Here is a 13,841-nt window from a genome sequence, read left to right as displayed (position 1 = left end):
GCTCCGGCTAAGAGGTCGTTATTATTTTTGTGCGGATTTGCGGCCATACACCAGCCAGGTAACGAGCACGCAGACGATGTAAAACACGAGGAACACCTTCATGGCGCCGACCGGCGATCCGGTCATCGCCAGGGAGGTGCCAAAGGCTTTGGGGATGAAGAACCCGCCCACGGCACCGATGGCGGAGATAAAGCCCAGCGCGGCAGCGGTTTCGGTCACCGCTTCATGCTGCGCCTGTTCGTCCGTTCCGCCCTGCTGCTTCACGCGGGTAAGGGTGATCTGGCGAAAGATAATGGCAATCATCTGGAAGGTGGAGCCGCTGCCGAGCCCGGCGGTGAGGAACAGCCCCATAAAGACCAGGTAGAAGGCGATAAAGCTGCCGGAACCCGTACCGGGCAGGGTCAGGAAGATCAGGGCGCTGAACGCTGCCATAAAGATGAAGTTGACGAGCGTGACGCGTACCCCGCCCAGTTTGTCAGAGATCATCCCGCCCGCAGAACGCGCCAGCGCGCCAATCAGGGGACCAAAGAAGGCGAGGTGAAGGATATTCACGTCGGGAAACTGGGTTTTTGACAGCATGGCAAAGCCTGCCGAGAAACCGATAAACGAGCCGAAGGTAGCGAGATAAAGCAGGCTCAGCAGCCACAGGTGAAAGCGTTTTAGCACCGGGAGCTGGCTGGCGATAGAGGCCTTAGAGCTGGCGATATCGTTCATGCCAAAAAAGGCGGCAATAGTTGCCAGCAGCAGCAGCGGTGCCCAGATCCAGGCGGCATTCGCCAGCCACATCGTGGAGCCGTCATCCTGCGGTACCCCCTGCACGCCCAGGAAGGTAAACATCGGCAGGAAGATCACCAGCGGCGCGATCAGCTGCATCACGCTGACGCCCAGGTTGCCCAGCCCGCCGTTAATACCGAGCGCGCTACCCTGTTTTGCCTTGGGGAAAAAGAAGCTGATGTTGCCCATGCTGGAGGCGAAGTTAGCGCCTGCAAAGCCGCAGAGCAGGGCAATCACGATAAAGACCCAGTAAGGCGTCGTGGTGTTCTGAACGGCAATCCCCAGCCAGACGCAGGGAATAATCAGGATGACGGTGCTCAAAACCGTCCAGTATCGTCCGCCAAATATCGGCACCATAAACGAGTAGGGGACGCGCAATATCGCACCGGAGAGAGAAGGCAATGCCGTTAGCATAAAAAGCTGGTCAGTAGAGAAAGTAAATCCGATTTTATTCAGGTTGACGGCAATCGCGCTAAATAACATCCATACGCAGAACGCTAACAGCAAACAAGCGACTGAAATCCACAGGTTTCGCCGCGCGATATGTTTTCCTTTATTCTCCCAAAATTGCGTATTTTCCGGTTTCCAGTTATTCAACAGATGCGGATTACTCTTCTCACTTTGTTGTGACATATCACCCTCTTGCTTGCCAAGATGAAGATAAAAAACAAATGAAAACAAATGGATAGTTGTAGGTGTGTTGACTGGTTTATTAGATGTTTTTGGATACAACTGAAAGGATAGATAAAAAAACGAACCCTTGAGTTTAGAAAGGAAATAAGGGTTCGCTTAATATGTTACTAATTGTAAGCGCAGCGGTAAATAATACTCCGTCAGGAGTATTAACCCAATTCGAGGGAAATCAGCTTGTCGAGATGCTTATTAAGCGCCGCATCGTCCATCCCGGGCATATTTAATATGGTGATCCCGTCAAGCCCGCAAACCAGCCCGATCAAACGCCAGGCGATATTTTCCGCACGGTCGTTAAGCGTAAAGGCACTGGACTCCGCCCCGGCGCGGATAATCGCCACGGTCTCCTGATGCCACATCTCCATGGTCAGGACATACGCCGCTTTGATTTCGGGGTCCCGGCTGGCGAGAATCTGCGCTTCCCGCCACAGGCGAATGTAGGGCTCAAACCCGCCGTCATCGCTGCCGAGCATGGCGTGAAGCCGCTCGCGCCAGGTAGCGTTTTCACCCAGCATGTCGGCATCCAGCAGCTCGCGGATCAGACGCACAAAGGCCAGCGATTTTAGCTCGCCGCCGGAGGTGAAGTGGTGGTGAACCTGACCGGTCGCGACGCCGGCTTCAGCGGCAATGCGTCGCACCGTCATGGCCGCCAGCCCTTCGGCCAGCGCCACGCGCATGGCGGCCTGTAGGATAGCTTCCCGCCGTTCATCCTTGCTCAGATATGGCATGTTTACTCACTCTCAATGGGAACGAAACGAGTGTAACAAAAAGCTGGACACTCGTTCAACTTTACGTAGGATCGCATTCTGGACATGTGTCCATGTTTAAAAAGAAAAGGAAATTTATGTTTCGTCAGTGGTTAGCGTTAGTGATTATCGTGCTGGTGTATATCCCGGTGGCGATCGACGCGACGGTGCTGCACGTGGCGGCGCCGACATTGAGCATGACGCTGGGTGCCAGCGGTAATGAATTGCTGTGGATCATCGATATTTACTCGCTGGTGATGGCGGGTATGGTGCTGCCGATGGGCGCCCTGGGTGACCGCATTGGTTTTAAACGACTGCTCATGATTGGCAGTACGCTGTTTGGCCTGTCGTCCCTGGCGGCGGCGTTTGCCCCGTCGGCCGGGTGGCTGATTGCGGCGCGCGCCTCGCTGGCAATCGGTGCGGCGATGATTATTCCGGCTACGCTTGCTGGGATCCGTACGTTGTTTGTCGACGCGCGTGACCGTAATATCGCGCTTGGCGTCTGGGCGGCGGTGGGGTCCGGCGGGGCGGCGTTTGGTCCGCTGATCGGCGGTATGCTGCTTGAGCACTTCTACTGGGGGTCGGTGTTTTTGATTAACGTGCCGATCGTGCTGGTCGTCGTTTCGCTGGCCGCGCGTTTTGTGCCGCGTCAGCAGGGCCGACCGGAGCAGCCGCTGAATATCAGCCATGCCATCATGCTGATTGTGGCGATTTTGCTGCTGGTCTACAGCGCCAAAACAGCGCTCAAAGGCGTGCTGTCGCCGTGGCTGGTCGCCGCCGCGCTGGTGACCGGCTCGGTGCTTCTGTTTGCCTTCGTGCGTATTCAGCTTCGCGCTCGCGTACCGATGATCGACATGCGCCTGTTCTGCCACCGCATCATCTTGAGCGGCGTGGTGATGGCGATGACCGCGATGATTGCCCTGGTCGGCTTTGAGCTGCTGATGGCCCAGGAGCTGCAGTTCGTTCACGGCTTTACGCCGTTTGAAGCAGGCATGTTCATGCTGCCAGTGATGGTCGCCAGCGGGTTCAGCGGACCGATCGCGGGCGTGCTGGTTGGGCGTTTGGGGCTTCGCATCGTCGCGGCCGGCGGAATGGGGCTCAGCGCCGTCAGCTTTATCGGCCTGTCGATGCTCGACTTCAGCACGCAGCAGTGGCAGGCGTGGGGGCTGATGGTGCTGCTCGGCTTCAGCGCCGCCAGCGCGCTGCTGGCCTCGACCTCCGCCATTATGGCCGCTGCGCCGAAAGAGAAAGCCGCCGCCGCAGGGGCGATTGAAACCATGTCCTATGAGCTGGGGGCCGGGCTGGGGATCGCCATTTTTGGCCTGCTGTTGACCCGCAGCTTCTCGGCGTCGATTGCGCTGCCGCAGGGGCTGAATGCTTCTCTCGTCGACAAAGCGTCGTCATCCATCGGCGAGGCGATGAAGGTGGCGCAGGATCTGACCCCGACCCTGTCGGAGTCGGTCATTGAGGCGGCGAAAAGCGCGTTTATTACCTCGCACAGCGTGGCGCTGGGCAGCGCGGGCGGTATGCTCCTCCTGCTGGCCGTTGGGATCTGGTTCAGCCTGGCGAAGGTCAACCCTCGGTAAATAGCGCAGCAAAACCGGACTGGCGGTTGGCGCGGGCGGGGCAGATGGGCTATGTTTTTTAAAGGATTATCTGAATCTTGCTGGAAAATATGAGCCCGCGCCACAGCAGTGAACCGTCTCAACCCTTCTCCCGGTTAACCCTGCTTGCAGGCGGTGCGCTGGGCGTCGTTTTTGGCGATATCGGCACCAGCCCGCTTTACACCTTCAGAACGGTGCTTTCGCTCTCTGAGCATGACCCGACGCCCGGCGTCATACTGGGCCTGCTCTCCCTGATTACCTGGACGCTCATCCTGGTGACATCCATAAAATATGCCGCCTTCGCCATGCGAATTGATAATCATGGCGAGGGCGGCATCATGGCCCTGATGTCGCTTCTGGTGGAAAAAGGGAAAGGCGGGCGCTGGGTTATTTTTGCCGCCCTTATCGGCGCAGCGTTGATTTACGGTGACGGTGCGATAACCCCGGCAATCTCGGTGCTTTCCGCGCTGGAAGGGCTGGAGATGGTCATTCCTGAATCGCAGCCGTACATATTGCCTCTCACGGTCGCGGTTCTGCTGGCGCTGTTCCTGATCCAGCCTTTTGGTACCGCCCGCATAGGGAAGATATTTGGCCCGGTGATGGCGCTGTGGTTTCTGGCGATTGCCGCGCTGGGCGTCTGGGGCATCATTCAACACCCTTCGGTACTGTTGGCCTTGAATCCGGCTTACGGCATCGCGTTTTTGTTCTCAAACGGGTACACCAGCTTCCTGGTCCTGGGCGGCGTTTTTCTCTGCGTAACGGGGGCCGAGGCTCTTTATGCCGACATGGGGCATTTCGGTAAAAAGCCGATCTGGCTTGCCTGGTACGGCGTCGTTTTTCCGTCCCTGCTGCTTAACTATGCCGGCCAGTCGGCGCTGATTCTGGCGGGTGCCGACAGCAAACAAAATCTCTTTTACCTGCTGTGCCCGCCGGTGCTGCAGGTTCCGCTTATCGTGCTTGCCGCGCTGGCAACGATCATCGCCAGTCAGGCAATTATTACCGGCGCCTTTTCCATGACCCGCCAGGCCATTCAGCTTGGCTGGCTACCGCGATTACGCATTAAACAGACGGCGGCAGAGAGCTACGGTCAGATCTATATCGGGACAATAAACTGGCTGCTGATGGTGGTGACCATCGGTCTGGTCGTGTTCTTCAAATCCTCCGATAAGCTTGCCGCCGCGTACGGCATTGCCGTGTCGTTAACCATGCTGATGACGACGGGGCTGCTGTTTGTCGCCATGCGGGAAATATGGCGCTGGAGCCTGCTCAGCAGCGCGGTCATCGCCCTCTGTTTCTTCGTGGTTGATGCCACCTTCTTATTCGCCAACCTGATTAAGGTCCTGGAAGGCGGCTACATTCCGCTCCTGATGGCGGCCGCCATTTGTACGGTGATGTTAATCTGGCACCGCGGCGTTCGGGCGGTCTCCGCGTCGGTGGGTGAGAAGGGCGTCAGCGTGGATGCGTTCTTTGCCCAGCTTCAGCATAAGACGGTGCCCAGAGTGGCGGGCGCCGCCGTATTTTTGACCCGTACCCGGAACAATATCCCGCCGGTGATGCGCTGGCACGTCGCGCGAAACCGGGCGCTCCAGCAGGATGTGCTGTCGCTGACCATTGATATTCTCAACGTGCCCTACGTCGGAGAAGAACAGCGCATCAGCGTGGAGCAGCGCGCGCCGGGCTACTGGCACGGCGTGGCGCAGTACGGCTTTATGGAACACCCGGACATTCCGCGCTTGCTGCAGGGCGTCAGCGAGATTAACGCGCTGTTTGCCACGGATGACGCCACCTGGTATGTCGGGCATGAAACCATTGTGGCAGGCGAAGGCGGGGCCGGAATGGCGGCGTGGCAACGGCACATTTTTGCCTTCATGAAGCGCAACTGCACGCACGTCATCAACCATTACCACCTTCCCAGCGATCGGGTTGTCGAAATCAGCCGGCGCGTTGCCGTCTAGCGCCGCGTCTATTTCTCCTGGGCCGCGGCGAGGACGCTGTGTAACAACACGTTCGCCCCTTTCTCCGACCATTCCGGGAGGATCCTCTCCGCTTCGTTATGGCTTATGCCTTTCACGCAGGGGATAAATATCATGCTGGCAGGCGCAATCTTGCTGACGTAGCAGGTGTCGTGTCCCGCACCGGAGACCATCGGCTTCGACGAATAGCCCAGCTCCGCCACGGCCTTCTCCGTGCGGGCCAGGCATTCGGCATCAAACGCGATGGGCGCATAGTCAAAAATGCGTTCAACGGCAGCGGCCACGCCGCGCAGGCTCAGGCTTTCAGCTACCTTATGCAGCGCCGCTTCCATGGCTATCAGCGCCTCCTGCGAAGGATGGCGAAACTCCACGCTGCATACCACGCGAGACGGCACGACGTTGCGCGAGTTCGGCGTAACCTGCGTCATGCCGATCGTCGCGCGTCCGTCTGGGGCATGCCGATAGCCAATCTCTTCCACCTTCAGCGCCAGCTCGGCGAAGGCGGTCAGCGCGTCGCGGCGGCTGTGCATCGGGGTCGTTCCGGCGTGGGCGGCGAAACCGTCCAGCGTCAGGGTAAACCAGCGCTGGCCCATTGCTGCGCGGACGAGCCCGATATCCAGACCTTCATCTTCCAGAATCGGGCCCTGTTCGATGTGCAGCTCGTAGCAGGCGTGAACCGGAAACGCGCGGGCCGGGATGTCTCCGCGATAGCCTATTGCTTCAAGCGCCTCGCGGACCGTGACGCGCTTGCTGTCCATCCGGGCGTAAGCAAACGCCTCGGTAAGCTGGCCTGCCCAGACGCCAGAGGCGAGCATGGCTGGCGCGAAGCGCGCGCCTTCTTCGTTGGTCCAGTTCACCAGCACAACGTCACGTTCCGTCTCAACGCGGTGGTCATTGAGGGTGCGCAGCAGCTCCAGCCCGGCCAGCACGCCGTAAACGCCGTCGTAGTTGCCGCCCAGCGGCTGGGTATCCACGTGCGAGCCGGTCATGACCGGCGCAAGCGCCGGGTTTTTCCCCGCGCGACGGATAAACATGTTGCCCATGCTGTCGACGTCGCAGGTAAAACCCACCTCCTGCGCCCAGCCGCGCAGCAGGTTACGCGCAATACGATCTTCCTCGCTCAGCGCCAGGCGAGTCACGCCTCCGGCGGGCGTGCCGCCGATCTGCGCCATCATCTCAAGCGTTGACCAGAGCCGTTCGGCGTTGACGCGGATCATGGCTTGTCCTTAGTGCTGCGGTAGCGGAAATCACAGCACGCGCCGCCCTGCATGATGGTGGTGGTGCGGGTCAGCTTCACGTCCGGCGCATAGCCAACGATGAATTTTTCATCGCGCGCGCAGGAGAGCAGGTGGCCAATTTCCCCCAGCCCCATCTCGTGGTACATCTCCGCGTAGCGGCAGCGGGTGACGTTGTAGTTGTACTGCTGGTCGTCGGCGTCGATCACCTTCACGTCGAGGGCATTATCTTTCTCCCACAGATACTGCAGGGCGATAAAGCTTTTGACGTCCGCGCCGTTGGGCTCTTTGCTGGCAAAGGCTTTGCCAGCGTCAATCGCGGCCTGCTCAATGGCCTCGCCAATCACCGCCTGGGCGCGGGTTTTCCCTATCTCGCGCACCAGGATTTCATAAATTGGCTTAATAATTTCTGCTTCAATTTTGCGGCGGGCGAGAATGCCCAGCTCGTTATTATCACTCATCACATTGCCTCGCTACGTTACTTCGCTTTTGCGCCGCCCAGCACGGTCTGCGGCTGCCATTTGCCGTCGACAACCTTGTAGACCGTGAACGACGGTGATTTCAGGTTGCCCTCTTTATCAAACGCGATCTCTCCTGTAACGCCGGAGTAGCTGATGGCGCGCAGGGCGGGCAGGTAGCCGGACGGCTCCACGGTGTCTGCTTTTTCCATTGCCGCCACCAGCACGCGGGTGGCGTCATAGGCGAACGGGGCGTGCAGTTCGATATGGGTGTGGTAGCGGGCCTGATAGGCCTGTTCAAACGCTTTGCCGCCCGGCATCTGGTCAACCGGCAGGCCTGGCTCCAGGGCGACAACGCCTTCACCCTCTTTTTGCGCCAGCTGCAGGAACGTCTGGCTGACGAATCCGCCTGCGCCCATCAGCGTGGCATTCATGCCCAGCTGTTTGATGCGGCGCGCCAGCGGTGCGGCCTGGCTGTCGACGCCGCCGAAGAAGATCAGATCGGCATTTTTACTGCGAATCGCGGTCAGCACGGCGCTGAAATCGACCGTTTTGTCATCCACGTACTGACGATCGACAATCTTCACGCCCTGTGCTTCAAGCGACTTAATAAACTGGTCCGCCAGACCCTGACCAAAGGCGGTACGGTCGTCGATCACCGCAATGCGTTTGGCCTTCAGGGTATTCACCGCGTACTGGCCGGCGAGCTGGCCGCCGTCATCGTCGTGGCCCATTACGCGGAAGCTGGTGTCAAAACCCTGTTTGGTATACGCGTGACCGGTCGCGACCGGTGCCACCTGTGCGATGCCCGCATCGTGATAAACGCGGGCCGCAGGAATGCTGGTACCGGTGTTCCAGTGACCCACCACGCCCGCCGCGCCGCTGTCGACCAGACGCTGCGCAACGGCCACGGCGGTGCGCGGGTCGGACTGATCGTCTTCGGACTGCAGCCTGAAGGTCACCGCCTTGCCGCCGATGATCGGGTGCTGCTTGTTGATGTCATCGATAGCCAGCTGCGCGCCGTTTTCCAGATCTTTACCGATACGGGCAGACGGGCCGGTGAGCGGGCCCGCCAGGCCGATAACCACGGTTTCGCTGTCAGCGGCCCACGAGGACGTTGAGGCAAAACCACCGAGCAGAATAGCGGCGCTGAGCGCACTGATTTTTACTGTTTTCATTGTATTTCCCTGATGTTGGCTGGTGTTGTTAAACGGGCATTTCGCCCAAATAAATCTGTGCAATCTGGTCGTCATCGAGCATCGCTTTCGACTGACCGTGATGAACGATGCTGCCGCTGTCCATTACCCACGCGCTGTCGGTTACCTCCAGCGCCAGGCGGGCGTTTTGTTCAATAAGCAGCAGGGCGACGCCGCGCTCGCGCAGGCCGGCGATAACGGCAAAAATGTTTTCGACCATCTTCGGGGCGAGGCCCATCGACGGTTCGTCGAGGATCAGCAGGCGCGGCTGGCTGAGCAGGGCGCGGTTAAGGGCCAGCAACTGCTGCTCACCGCCGGACAGCAGACCGGCAAGCTGGTGCTGTCGCTCGCCCAGACGCGGGAAGCGCTCGAAAATGGCATTCATTTCGCGCTTAACCGTGACGGTGTCACGCCTGAGCCAGGCGCCCATCTGCAGGTTTTCCAGTACCGTCATGCGGGAGAAGATCCCGCGGCCCTCCGGAACCATGACCAACCCGTCGCGAAGCAGGGCGTCGGGGCCGTGTTTGCCTACCGCTTTACCGTTAAATTCAATATTGCCGCTGAAGCTTTCCAGCCCGGTGATGGCGCGCACGGTGGAGCTTTTTCCCGCGCCGTTAGCGCCGATCAGCGTAGCCTGTTCGCCCTCGTGCAGGGTAAAGGAGACGTCGCGTACTGCCTGAATGCCGCCGTAATGCACGTCCAGACGTTGGACCTTAAGTAATTCAGACATGGGCGTTGCCTCCAAGCCAGGCGGCGATCACTAAAGGGTCTCGACGCACGCTTTCCGGCGTGCCGCAGGCGAGCGTTTTGCCGTAATCCAGCACCGTCAGGCGATCGCAGATGCCCATCACCAGCTTGACGTCATGTTCAATCATCAGCAGGGTTTTGCCGTCATCGCGGATGCGGATGAGCAGATCGCCGAGCGCCACCTTTTCCGCCGCGTTCATCCCGGCGGCGGGCTCGTCCAGCGCCAGCAGGAGCGGATCCGTTGCCAGCGCGCGGGCGATTTCAAGGCGACGCTGGTGACCATAGGCCAGATCGCAGGCGCGATAGTGGGCGAACTGCGCAATGCCGGTATAGTCCAGCCAGTGCCAGGCCAGCTCGCGGGTCTGCTGCTCTTCCGCGCGGGCGCGTTTGTGACGGCTCAGCGCGGCCCACAGGCCGTTGCGAGTGCGCACGTGGCGGCCGACCATCACGTTTTCCAGCACCGACATGTCGTTAAAGAGGCGCACGTTCTGGAAGGTGCGGGCAATCCCGGCGGCGGTGACTTTCTCTATCTGCTTCGGGAAATAGGGCTTATCGGCAATCGAAAACTCGCCGCTGTCCGCCGGATAAAGCCCGGTGATCAGGTTAAAGCAGGTGGTTTTTCCCGCCCCGTTGGGGCCTATCAGCCCGTAGATCTCGCCCTTGTTTACGGTAATCGACACATCATCCACGGCAGTCAGCCCGCCGAAGCGTTTTGACATATGGCGTACGGTTAACAGACTCATGCCTTCACCTCCTTGTGGCGTACCGGCCAGATGCCGGAAGGACGTACCAGCATCACCAGCACCAGCGCCAGGCCGTAGAACAGCTGACGTAACACTTCCGGGTCAATCAGCACCGAACCGAACAGCGCCTGCTGAACCGGGGCCGCCTGGCTGCGCAGCAGCTCCGGCAGGGCGGTGAGCAGTACCGCGCCGAGGATCACGCCCGGAATGTGCCCCATGCCGCCCAGCACCACCATCGCCAGCACGGCGATGGATTCCTGTAACGTGAAGGATTCCGGGGAGACAAAGCCCTGAAACGCGCCGAAAAGTGCACCCGCCACGCCGCCAAAGGAGGCGCCCATCGCGAAGGCCAGCAGCTTATAGTTACGCACGTTGATGCCCATCGCGCGGGCCACATCCTCATCTTCACGGATGGCGTGCCAGGCGCGGCCAATACGGGAATGCTGCAGGCGCAGGCAGACGAAAACGATCGCGATAATCACCACCATCAGCAGGTAGTACCACAGCCACAGGGCGGGCACTTTCACGCCGAACCAGTGGTATACGCCGCTGAACTTCAGGCCGAACAGGTTGAGCGTATCTACCCCGGTAATGCCCTTGGCACCGTTGGTGATGTTCACCGGACGATCGAGGTTACGCATCAGGATGCGGATAATCTCCCCAAAGCCGAGGGTCACTATCGCCAGATAATCTCCGCGCAGCTTAAGCGTGGGGGCACCCAGCAAGATGCCGCAGACGGCCGCCACGAGCGCGGCCAGCGGAATGATGAGCAGATAAGAGGTGTGCAGTCCGTCCGGGAACCAGACGCCGAGGATCGGGAATACCTCCAGCAGGTGTGGCGACGCCATCAGCGCCGCGAGGTAAGCCCCGACCGCGTAAAAGGCGATAAAGCCCATGTCCAGAAGGCCGGTATAGCCGACCACAATGTTGAGCCCCAGCGCCAGCATGATGTAGAGCAGGGCGAAGTCGATAACGCGCACCCAGTAGTTGCCGCCAAGCTGCGTGGCCACCACGGGCGCAACCAGCAGCGCAAGACAGAATAACGTCATGCCGGACCAGAACTTGCGCGTCGTTGCCGGAGCCTGGAGTTGAAGAGTTGTCATAGTGTCCCTTACGCTCTGTTTGCCACGCGCTCGCCCAGCAGTCCTGCCGGACGGAAGACCAGCACCAGAATCAGCACGATGAAGGCAAAGACATCCTGATAATTGCTGCCGAACACGCCGTGGGTCAGTTCACCCAGGTAGCCCGCGCCCAGCGCTTCGATAATGCCGAGCAGGATCCCGCCAATCATGGCGCCACGAATGTTACCAATGCCCCCCAGCACGGCGGCGGTGAAGGCTTTGATTCCGGGCAAAAAGCCCATCGAGAAGCTGGCGTTGCCGTAGTTGCTGGCCATCATGACGCCTGCCAGCGCGGCAAACGCTCCGCCAATGGCAAACGTCAGGGTAATGATGGCGTTCGGGTTAACCCCCATCAGCGTGGCCACGCGCGGATTTTCCGCAACGGCGCGCATACCGCGACCCAGGCGAGTGTATTCCACCAGCAGCCACAGCCCGGTCATCACCGCAAGCGCCAGCGCCACGGTGACAATGCCGGTGACGGTCACGATGGCGGGCGGGTGCATTTCACTTCCCGACGTAACGGCAATCGGATCCATGGGCAGGATCTGCGGGAACATCAGCGGGTTGCGCGTCCAGATAATCATCGCCACGGTTTGCAGCAGGACCGAAACGCCGATACCGGAGATCAGCGGCGCCAGGCGCGGGGCGTTGCGCAGGCGGCGGTAGGCAAAGCGCTCGACGGCCATGGCCAGCAGGGCGCAAACGGCCATCGACACCGCCAGGGCAACGCCGAGCTGCAACAGCAGCGGCATGAGCGGGAAGGCGGAATTCAGGGCGTTAATGACGGAGAGCGTGGTGAGCGCGCCGACCATCAAAATATCGCCGTGAGCAAAGTTAATAATGCGCAAAATGCCATACACCATGGTATAGCCCAGCGCGATCAGCGCGTAGATGCTTCCCAGCATCACGCCGTTGATCAGTTGTTGTATGAGTGTATCCAACGTTTGTACCCGCAAAGTGCTCTTTCTGCGGCTACCATCTAATAAATGAATTAAATTGTAAAATACGCATCTATTATTTCTTATGATAAATAAATATTGTTTTATCTTTATGATTTATATAAAGATAATGAAAACCTGTTTTTGGGTAAAAAGCCTAAAGAAATCAACATATGAATAAAACAGAACAATCAGTTGGCCTGTCTGCGTATGCAGAAAGTCGCCTGGCAAACGATCCGCCGCTTCGCGCCGTGCGTGCCTTTGAGGCCATCGCCCGGCTGGGTAGCGTCACGCTGGCCGCGCAGGAGCTGGCTATCTCTCCGTCGGCCGTCAGCCATCAGCTCAAGGTGCTCGAAGGGTATCTGCAAATGCCGCTGACGGAGCGTCAGGGGCGCAGGCTGGTTCTGAGCCAGCACGGGCGTGAATACTACCGCTCGATCCGCGCGGCGTTTAACGTGCTGCGCCAGGCGACGGAGCATCTGGCGGAGCAGGCGCAAACGCGCCAGGTCACCATCAGCCTGATCCCGCTTTTTGGCATGGGGTGGTTTATCCCGCGTTTGCCTGCATTTATGCGCGCCAATCCGCAAACCGAGATCAACGTGGTGTATGCCAACCACCGTAACTATCTGAGCGACGCGTCGGACATGTCGATTCGTTTTGGTAACGGACAGTGGGCGGGCTATCAGAGTGAAAAGCTGATTTCCGGGCAGATGGTGCCGGTATGTAGCCGCGCGTTTTTGCGCGTGCATGGCCATATCGACACCCCTGAGCAGCTGCTGCAAATGCCGCTGCTCCACGATGAGGAGCGTACCAGCTGGCCGCAGTGGTTTCAGCTGCAGGGGGTAAAACGTTCTCTACGGCGCAGCGGTCCCCTGTTTGAAGACGGGCTGTTGACGCTGGCGGGCGTGCAGGCTGGTCTGGGCTGCGCGCTGATGCGTGAGCCGCTGATTGCGCCTTATCTCGAAAGCGGCGAGCTGGTAAAGATATTCGACTCACCCATTGACGACGGACGCGACTATTACCTCTGCGTGCGTGCCGATTCAGAGATGACCGAGGACGGTAAGCTGCTGCAAAACTGGCTTCGTCGGGCGGCAGGCGTTGAATCGCTTACGGCGTAAGCAGGCACTGTTTATCCAGCGCTTCAATTTCCGAACCGCTGTACCGCGCGTATTGCCCGGTCAGGCCAAAAAACGCAGGTTGGGTTTCGGTGTAAATTTCCGCGGCGAGCACCAGCCGGCGTCGCTCATCTTCGCCCATCTCAAGCAGCGTCCAGGGAATGAAATAGCGCGACGTTGCGGTCAGTTTGAACCACAGCGGGCAGCCGCAGCCGGGACAGAACCAGCGCTCGCCGCGAGCCGATGACGCGAAATGAGAAGGGGCGATGGAGTCTTGCTCAAGAAGCGGTTCGCCCTGCGGCTCAAGATACATGGCAATGCCGCCCGACCACTTCTGGCATTGCGTACAGTGGCATGCGTACACGTCAAAATTGTTGAGGCTCACGCTGAACTGACTCATTCCGCACAAGCAGCGTCCTTTGAATATGTGCATGGCGTACTCCTTTTTGACGCCAGAAATCCGTATAAAAAAAGCCAGCCGCATGGGCTGGCCTTTTATCG

Annotated in this window: 13 protein-coding genes; 3 read left to right on the top strand and 10 right to left on the bottom strand. The window is 59.3% G+C overall.

Features of this window, described 5'->3' with window-relative positions; translation table 11 throughout:
* Positions 1–21 precede the first annotated feature (21 nt).
* On the bottom strand, positions 22–1,407 hold the full coding sequence (locus AC3WOK_RS05765; protein WP_492354138.1) for a NarK family nitrate/nitrite MFS transporter: 1,386 nt from the start codon (positions 1,405–1,407) through the stop codon (positions 22–24).
* Between the two features lie 209 nt (positions 1,408–1,616).
* On the bottom strand, positions 1,617–2,192 hold the full coding sequence (locus tag AC3WOK_RS05760) for a TetR family transcriptional regulator (protein ID WP_063431939.1): 576 nt from the start codon (positions 2,190–2,192) through the stop codon (positions 1,617–1,619).
* A gap of 116 nt (positions 2,193–2,308) precedes the next feature.
* On the opposite strand from AC3WOK_RS05760, the gene AC3WOK_RS05755 reads away from it, so the two are divergent.
* Both AC3WOK_RS05755 and AC3WOK_RS05750 read left to right on the top strand, forming a co-directional pair.
* Positions 2,309–3,796, top strand: a complete 1,488-nt coding sequence (locus tag AC3WOK_RS05755; protein ID WP_492354137.1) for an MFS transporter — start codon at positions 2,309–2,311, stop codon at positions 3,794–3,796.
* An 89-nt stretch (positions 3,797–3,885) separates the two neighbouring features.
* Complete coding sequence (locus AC3WOK_RS05750) at positions 3,886–5,769, top strand: potassium transporter Kup (RefSeq protein WP_492354241.1); 1,884 nt, start codon at positions 3,886–3,888, stop codon at positions 5,767–5,769.
* Positions 5,770–5,777: 8 nt separating this feature from the next.
* Here AC3WOK_RS05750 and AC3WOK_RS05745 read toward each other — a convergent pair whose 3' ends face one another.
* From AC3WOK_RS05745 to AC3WOK_RS05715, 7 genes are read right to left on the bottom strand one after another with little or no spacing between them, the layout of a single operon-like run.
* Positions 5,778–7,004 carry a Zn-dependent hydrolase gene (locus AC3WOK_RS05745; protein WP_492354136.1) on the bottom strand — a complete coding sequence of 409 codons (1,227 nt, stop codon included), beginning with the start codon at positions 7,002–7,004 and terminating at the stop codon, positions 5,778–5,780.
* Positions 7,001–7,483: an L-2-amino-thiazoline-4-carboxylic acid hydrolase gene (locus AC3WOK_RS05740; protein ID WP_095449006.1), complete on the bottom strand. Its 483-nt coding sequence runs from the start codon at positions 7,481–7,483 to the stop codon at positions 7,001–7,003. Before AC3WOK_RS05740 ends, AC3WOK_RS05745 begins: the two co-directional genes overlap by 4 nt.
* A gap of 17 nt (positions 7,484–7,500) precedes the next feature.
* On the bottom strand, positions 7,501–8,658 hold the full coding sequence (locus AC3WOK_RS05735; RefSeq protein ID WP_492354135.1) for a branched-chain amino acid ABC transporter substrate-binding protein: 1,158 nt from the start codon (positions 8,656–8,658) through the stop codon (positions 7,501–7,503).
* Between the two features lie 28 nt (positions 8,659–8,686).
* Complete coding sequence (locus tag AC3WOK_RS05730; RefSeq protein WP_059309981.1) at positions 8,687–9,406, bottom strand: ABC transporter ATP-binding protein; 720 nt, start codon at positions 9,404–9,406, stop codon at positions 8,687–8,689.
* Positions 9,399–10,166: an ABC transporter ATP-binding protein gene (locus tag AC3WOK_RS05725; protein ID WP_059309982.1), complete on the bottom strand. Its 768-nt coding sequence runs from the start codon at positions 10,164–10,166 to the stop codon at positions 9,399–9,401. Before AC3WOK_RS05725 ends, AC3WOK_RS05730 begins: the two co-directional genes overlap by 8 nt.
* Entirely contained in the window at positions 10,163–11,269 is a 1,107-nt protein-coding gene (locus AC3WOK_RS05720) for a branched-chain amino acid ABC transporter permease (protein ID WP_059309983.1), read from the bottom strand. The genes AC3WOK_RS05725 and AC3WOK_RS05720 overlap by 4 nt, the downstream gene beginning before the upstream one ends.
* Positions 11,270–11,277: 8 nt before the next feature.
* Complete coding sequence (locus AC3WOK_RS05715; protein ID WP_059309984.1) at positions 11,278–12,228, bottom strand: branched-chain amino acid ABC transporter permease; 951 nt, start codon at positions 12,226–12,228, stop codon at positions 11,278–11,280.
* A gap of 170 nt (positions 12,229–12,398) precedes the next feature.
* Here AC3WOK_RS05715 and AC3WOK_RS05710 point away from each other — a divergent pair, with 170 nt between their 5' ends.
* Positions 12,399–13,343: a LysR substrate-binding domain-containing protein gene (locus AC3WOK_RS05710; RefSeq protein ID WP_059309985.1), complete on the top strand. Its 945-nt coding sequence runs from the start codon at positions 12,399–12,401 to the stop codon at positions 13,341–13,343.
* On the opposite strand, the gene AC3WOK_RS05705 is transcribed toward AC3WOK_RS05710, so the two are convergent.
* On the bottom strand, positions 13,333–13,773 hold the full coding sequence (locus AC3WOK_RS05705) for a GFA family protein (RefSeq protein ID WP_059309986.1): 441 nt from the start codon (positions 13,771–13,773) through the stop codon (positions 13,333–13,335). The two genes, AC3WOK_RS05710 and AC3WOK_RS05705, sit on opposite strands and share 11 nt — an antisense overlap.
* Positions 13,774–13,841: the final 68 nt, after the last annotated feature.

The sequence above is a fragment of the Enterobacter sp. FW301-JW81 genome (assembly GCF_058788735.1).
This window is presented reverse-complemented; position numbering and strand designations above follow the sequence as displayed.

Bases quoted from the DNA above. Each gene is read 5' to 3' on its own strand.
- AC3WOK_RS05765 (WP_492354138.1), bottom strand. From the start codon at position 1,407: ATGTCACAACAAAGTGAGAAGAGTAATCCGCATCTGTTGAATAACTGG.
- AC3WOK_RS05760 (WP_063431939.1), bottom strand. From the start codon at position 2,192: ATGCCATATCTGAGCAAGGATGAACGGCGGGAAGCTATCCTACAGGCC.
- AC3WOK_RS05755 (WP_492354137.1), top strand. From the start codon at position 2,309: ATGTTTCGTCAGTGGTTAGCGTTAGTGATTATCGTGCTGGTGTATATC.
- AC3WOK_RS05750 (WP_492354241.1), top strand. From the start codon at position 3,886: ATGAGCCCGCGCCACAGCAGTGAACCGTCTCAACCCTTCTCCCGGTTA.
- AC3WOK_RS05745 (WP_492354136.1), bottom strand. From the start codon at position 7,004: ATGATCCGCGTCAACGCCGAACGGCTCTGGTCAACGCTTGAGATGATG.
- AC3WOK_RS05740 (WP_095449006.1), bottom strand. From the start codon at position 7,483: ATGAGTGATAATAACGAGCTGGGCATTCTCGCCCGCCGCAAAATTGAA.
- AC3WOK_RS05735 (WP_492354135.1), bottom strand. From the start codon at position 8,658: ATGAAAACAGTAAAAATCAGTGCGCTCAGCGCCGCTATTCTGCTCGGT.
- AC3WOK_RS05730 (WP_059309981.1), bottom strand. From the start codon at position 9,406: ATGTCTGAATTACTTAAGGTCCAACGTCTGGACGTGCATTACGGCGGC.
- AC3WOK_RS05725 (WP_059309982.1), bottom strand. From the start codon at position 10,166: ATGAGTCTGTTAACCGTACGCCATATGTCAAAACGCTTCGGCGGGCTG.
- AC3WOK_RS05720 (WP_059309983.1), bottom strand. From the start codon at position 11,269: ATGACAACTCTTCAACTCCAGGCTCCGGCAACGACGCGCAAGTTCTGG.
- AC3WOK_RS05710 (WP_059309985.1), top strand. From the start codon at position 12,399: ATGAATAAAACAGAACAATCAGTTGGCCTGTCTGCGTATGCAGAAAGT.
- AC3WOK_RS05705 (WP_059309986.1), bottom strand. From the start codon at position 13,773: ATGCACATATTCAAAGGACGCTGCTTGTGCGGAATGAGTCAGTTCAGC.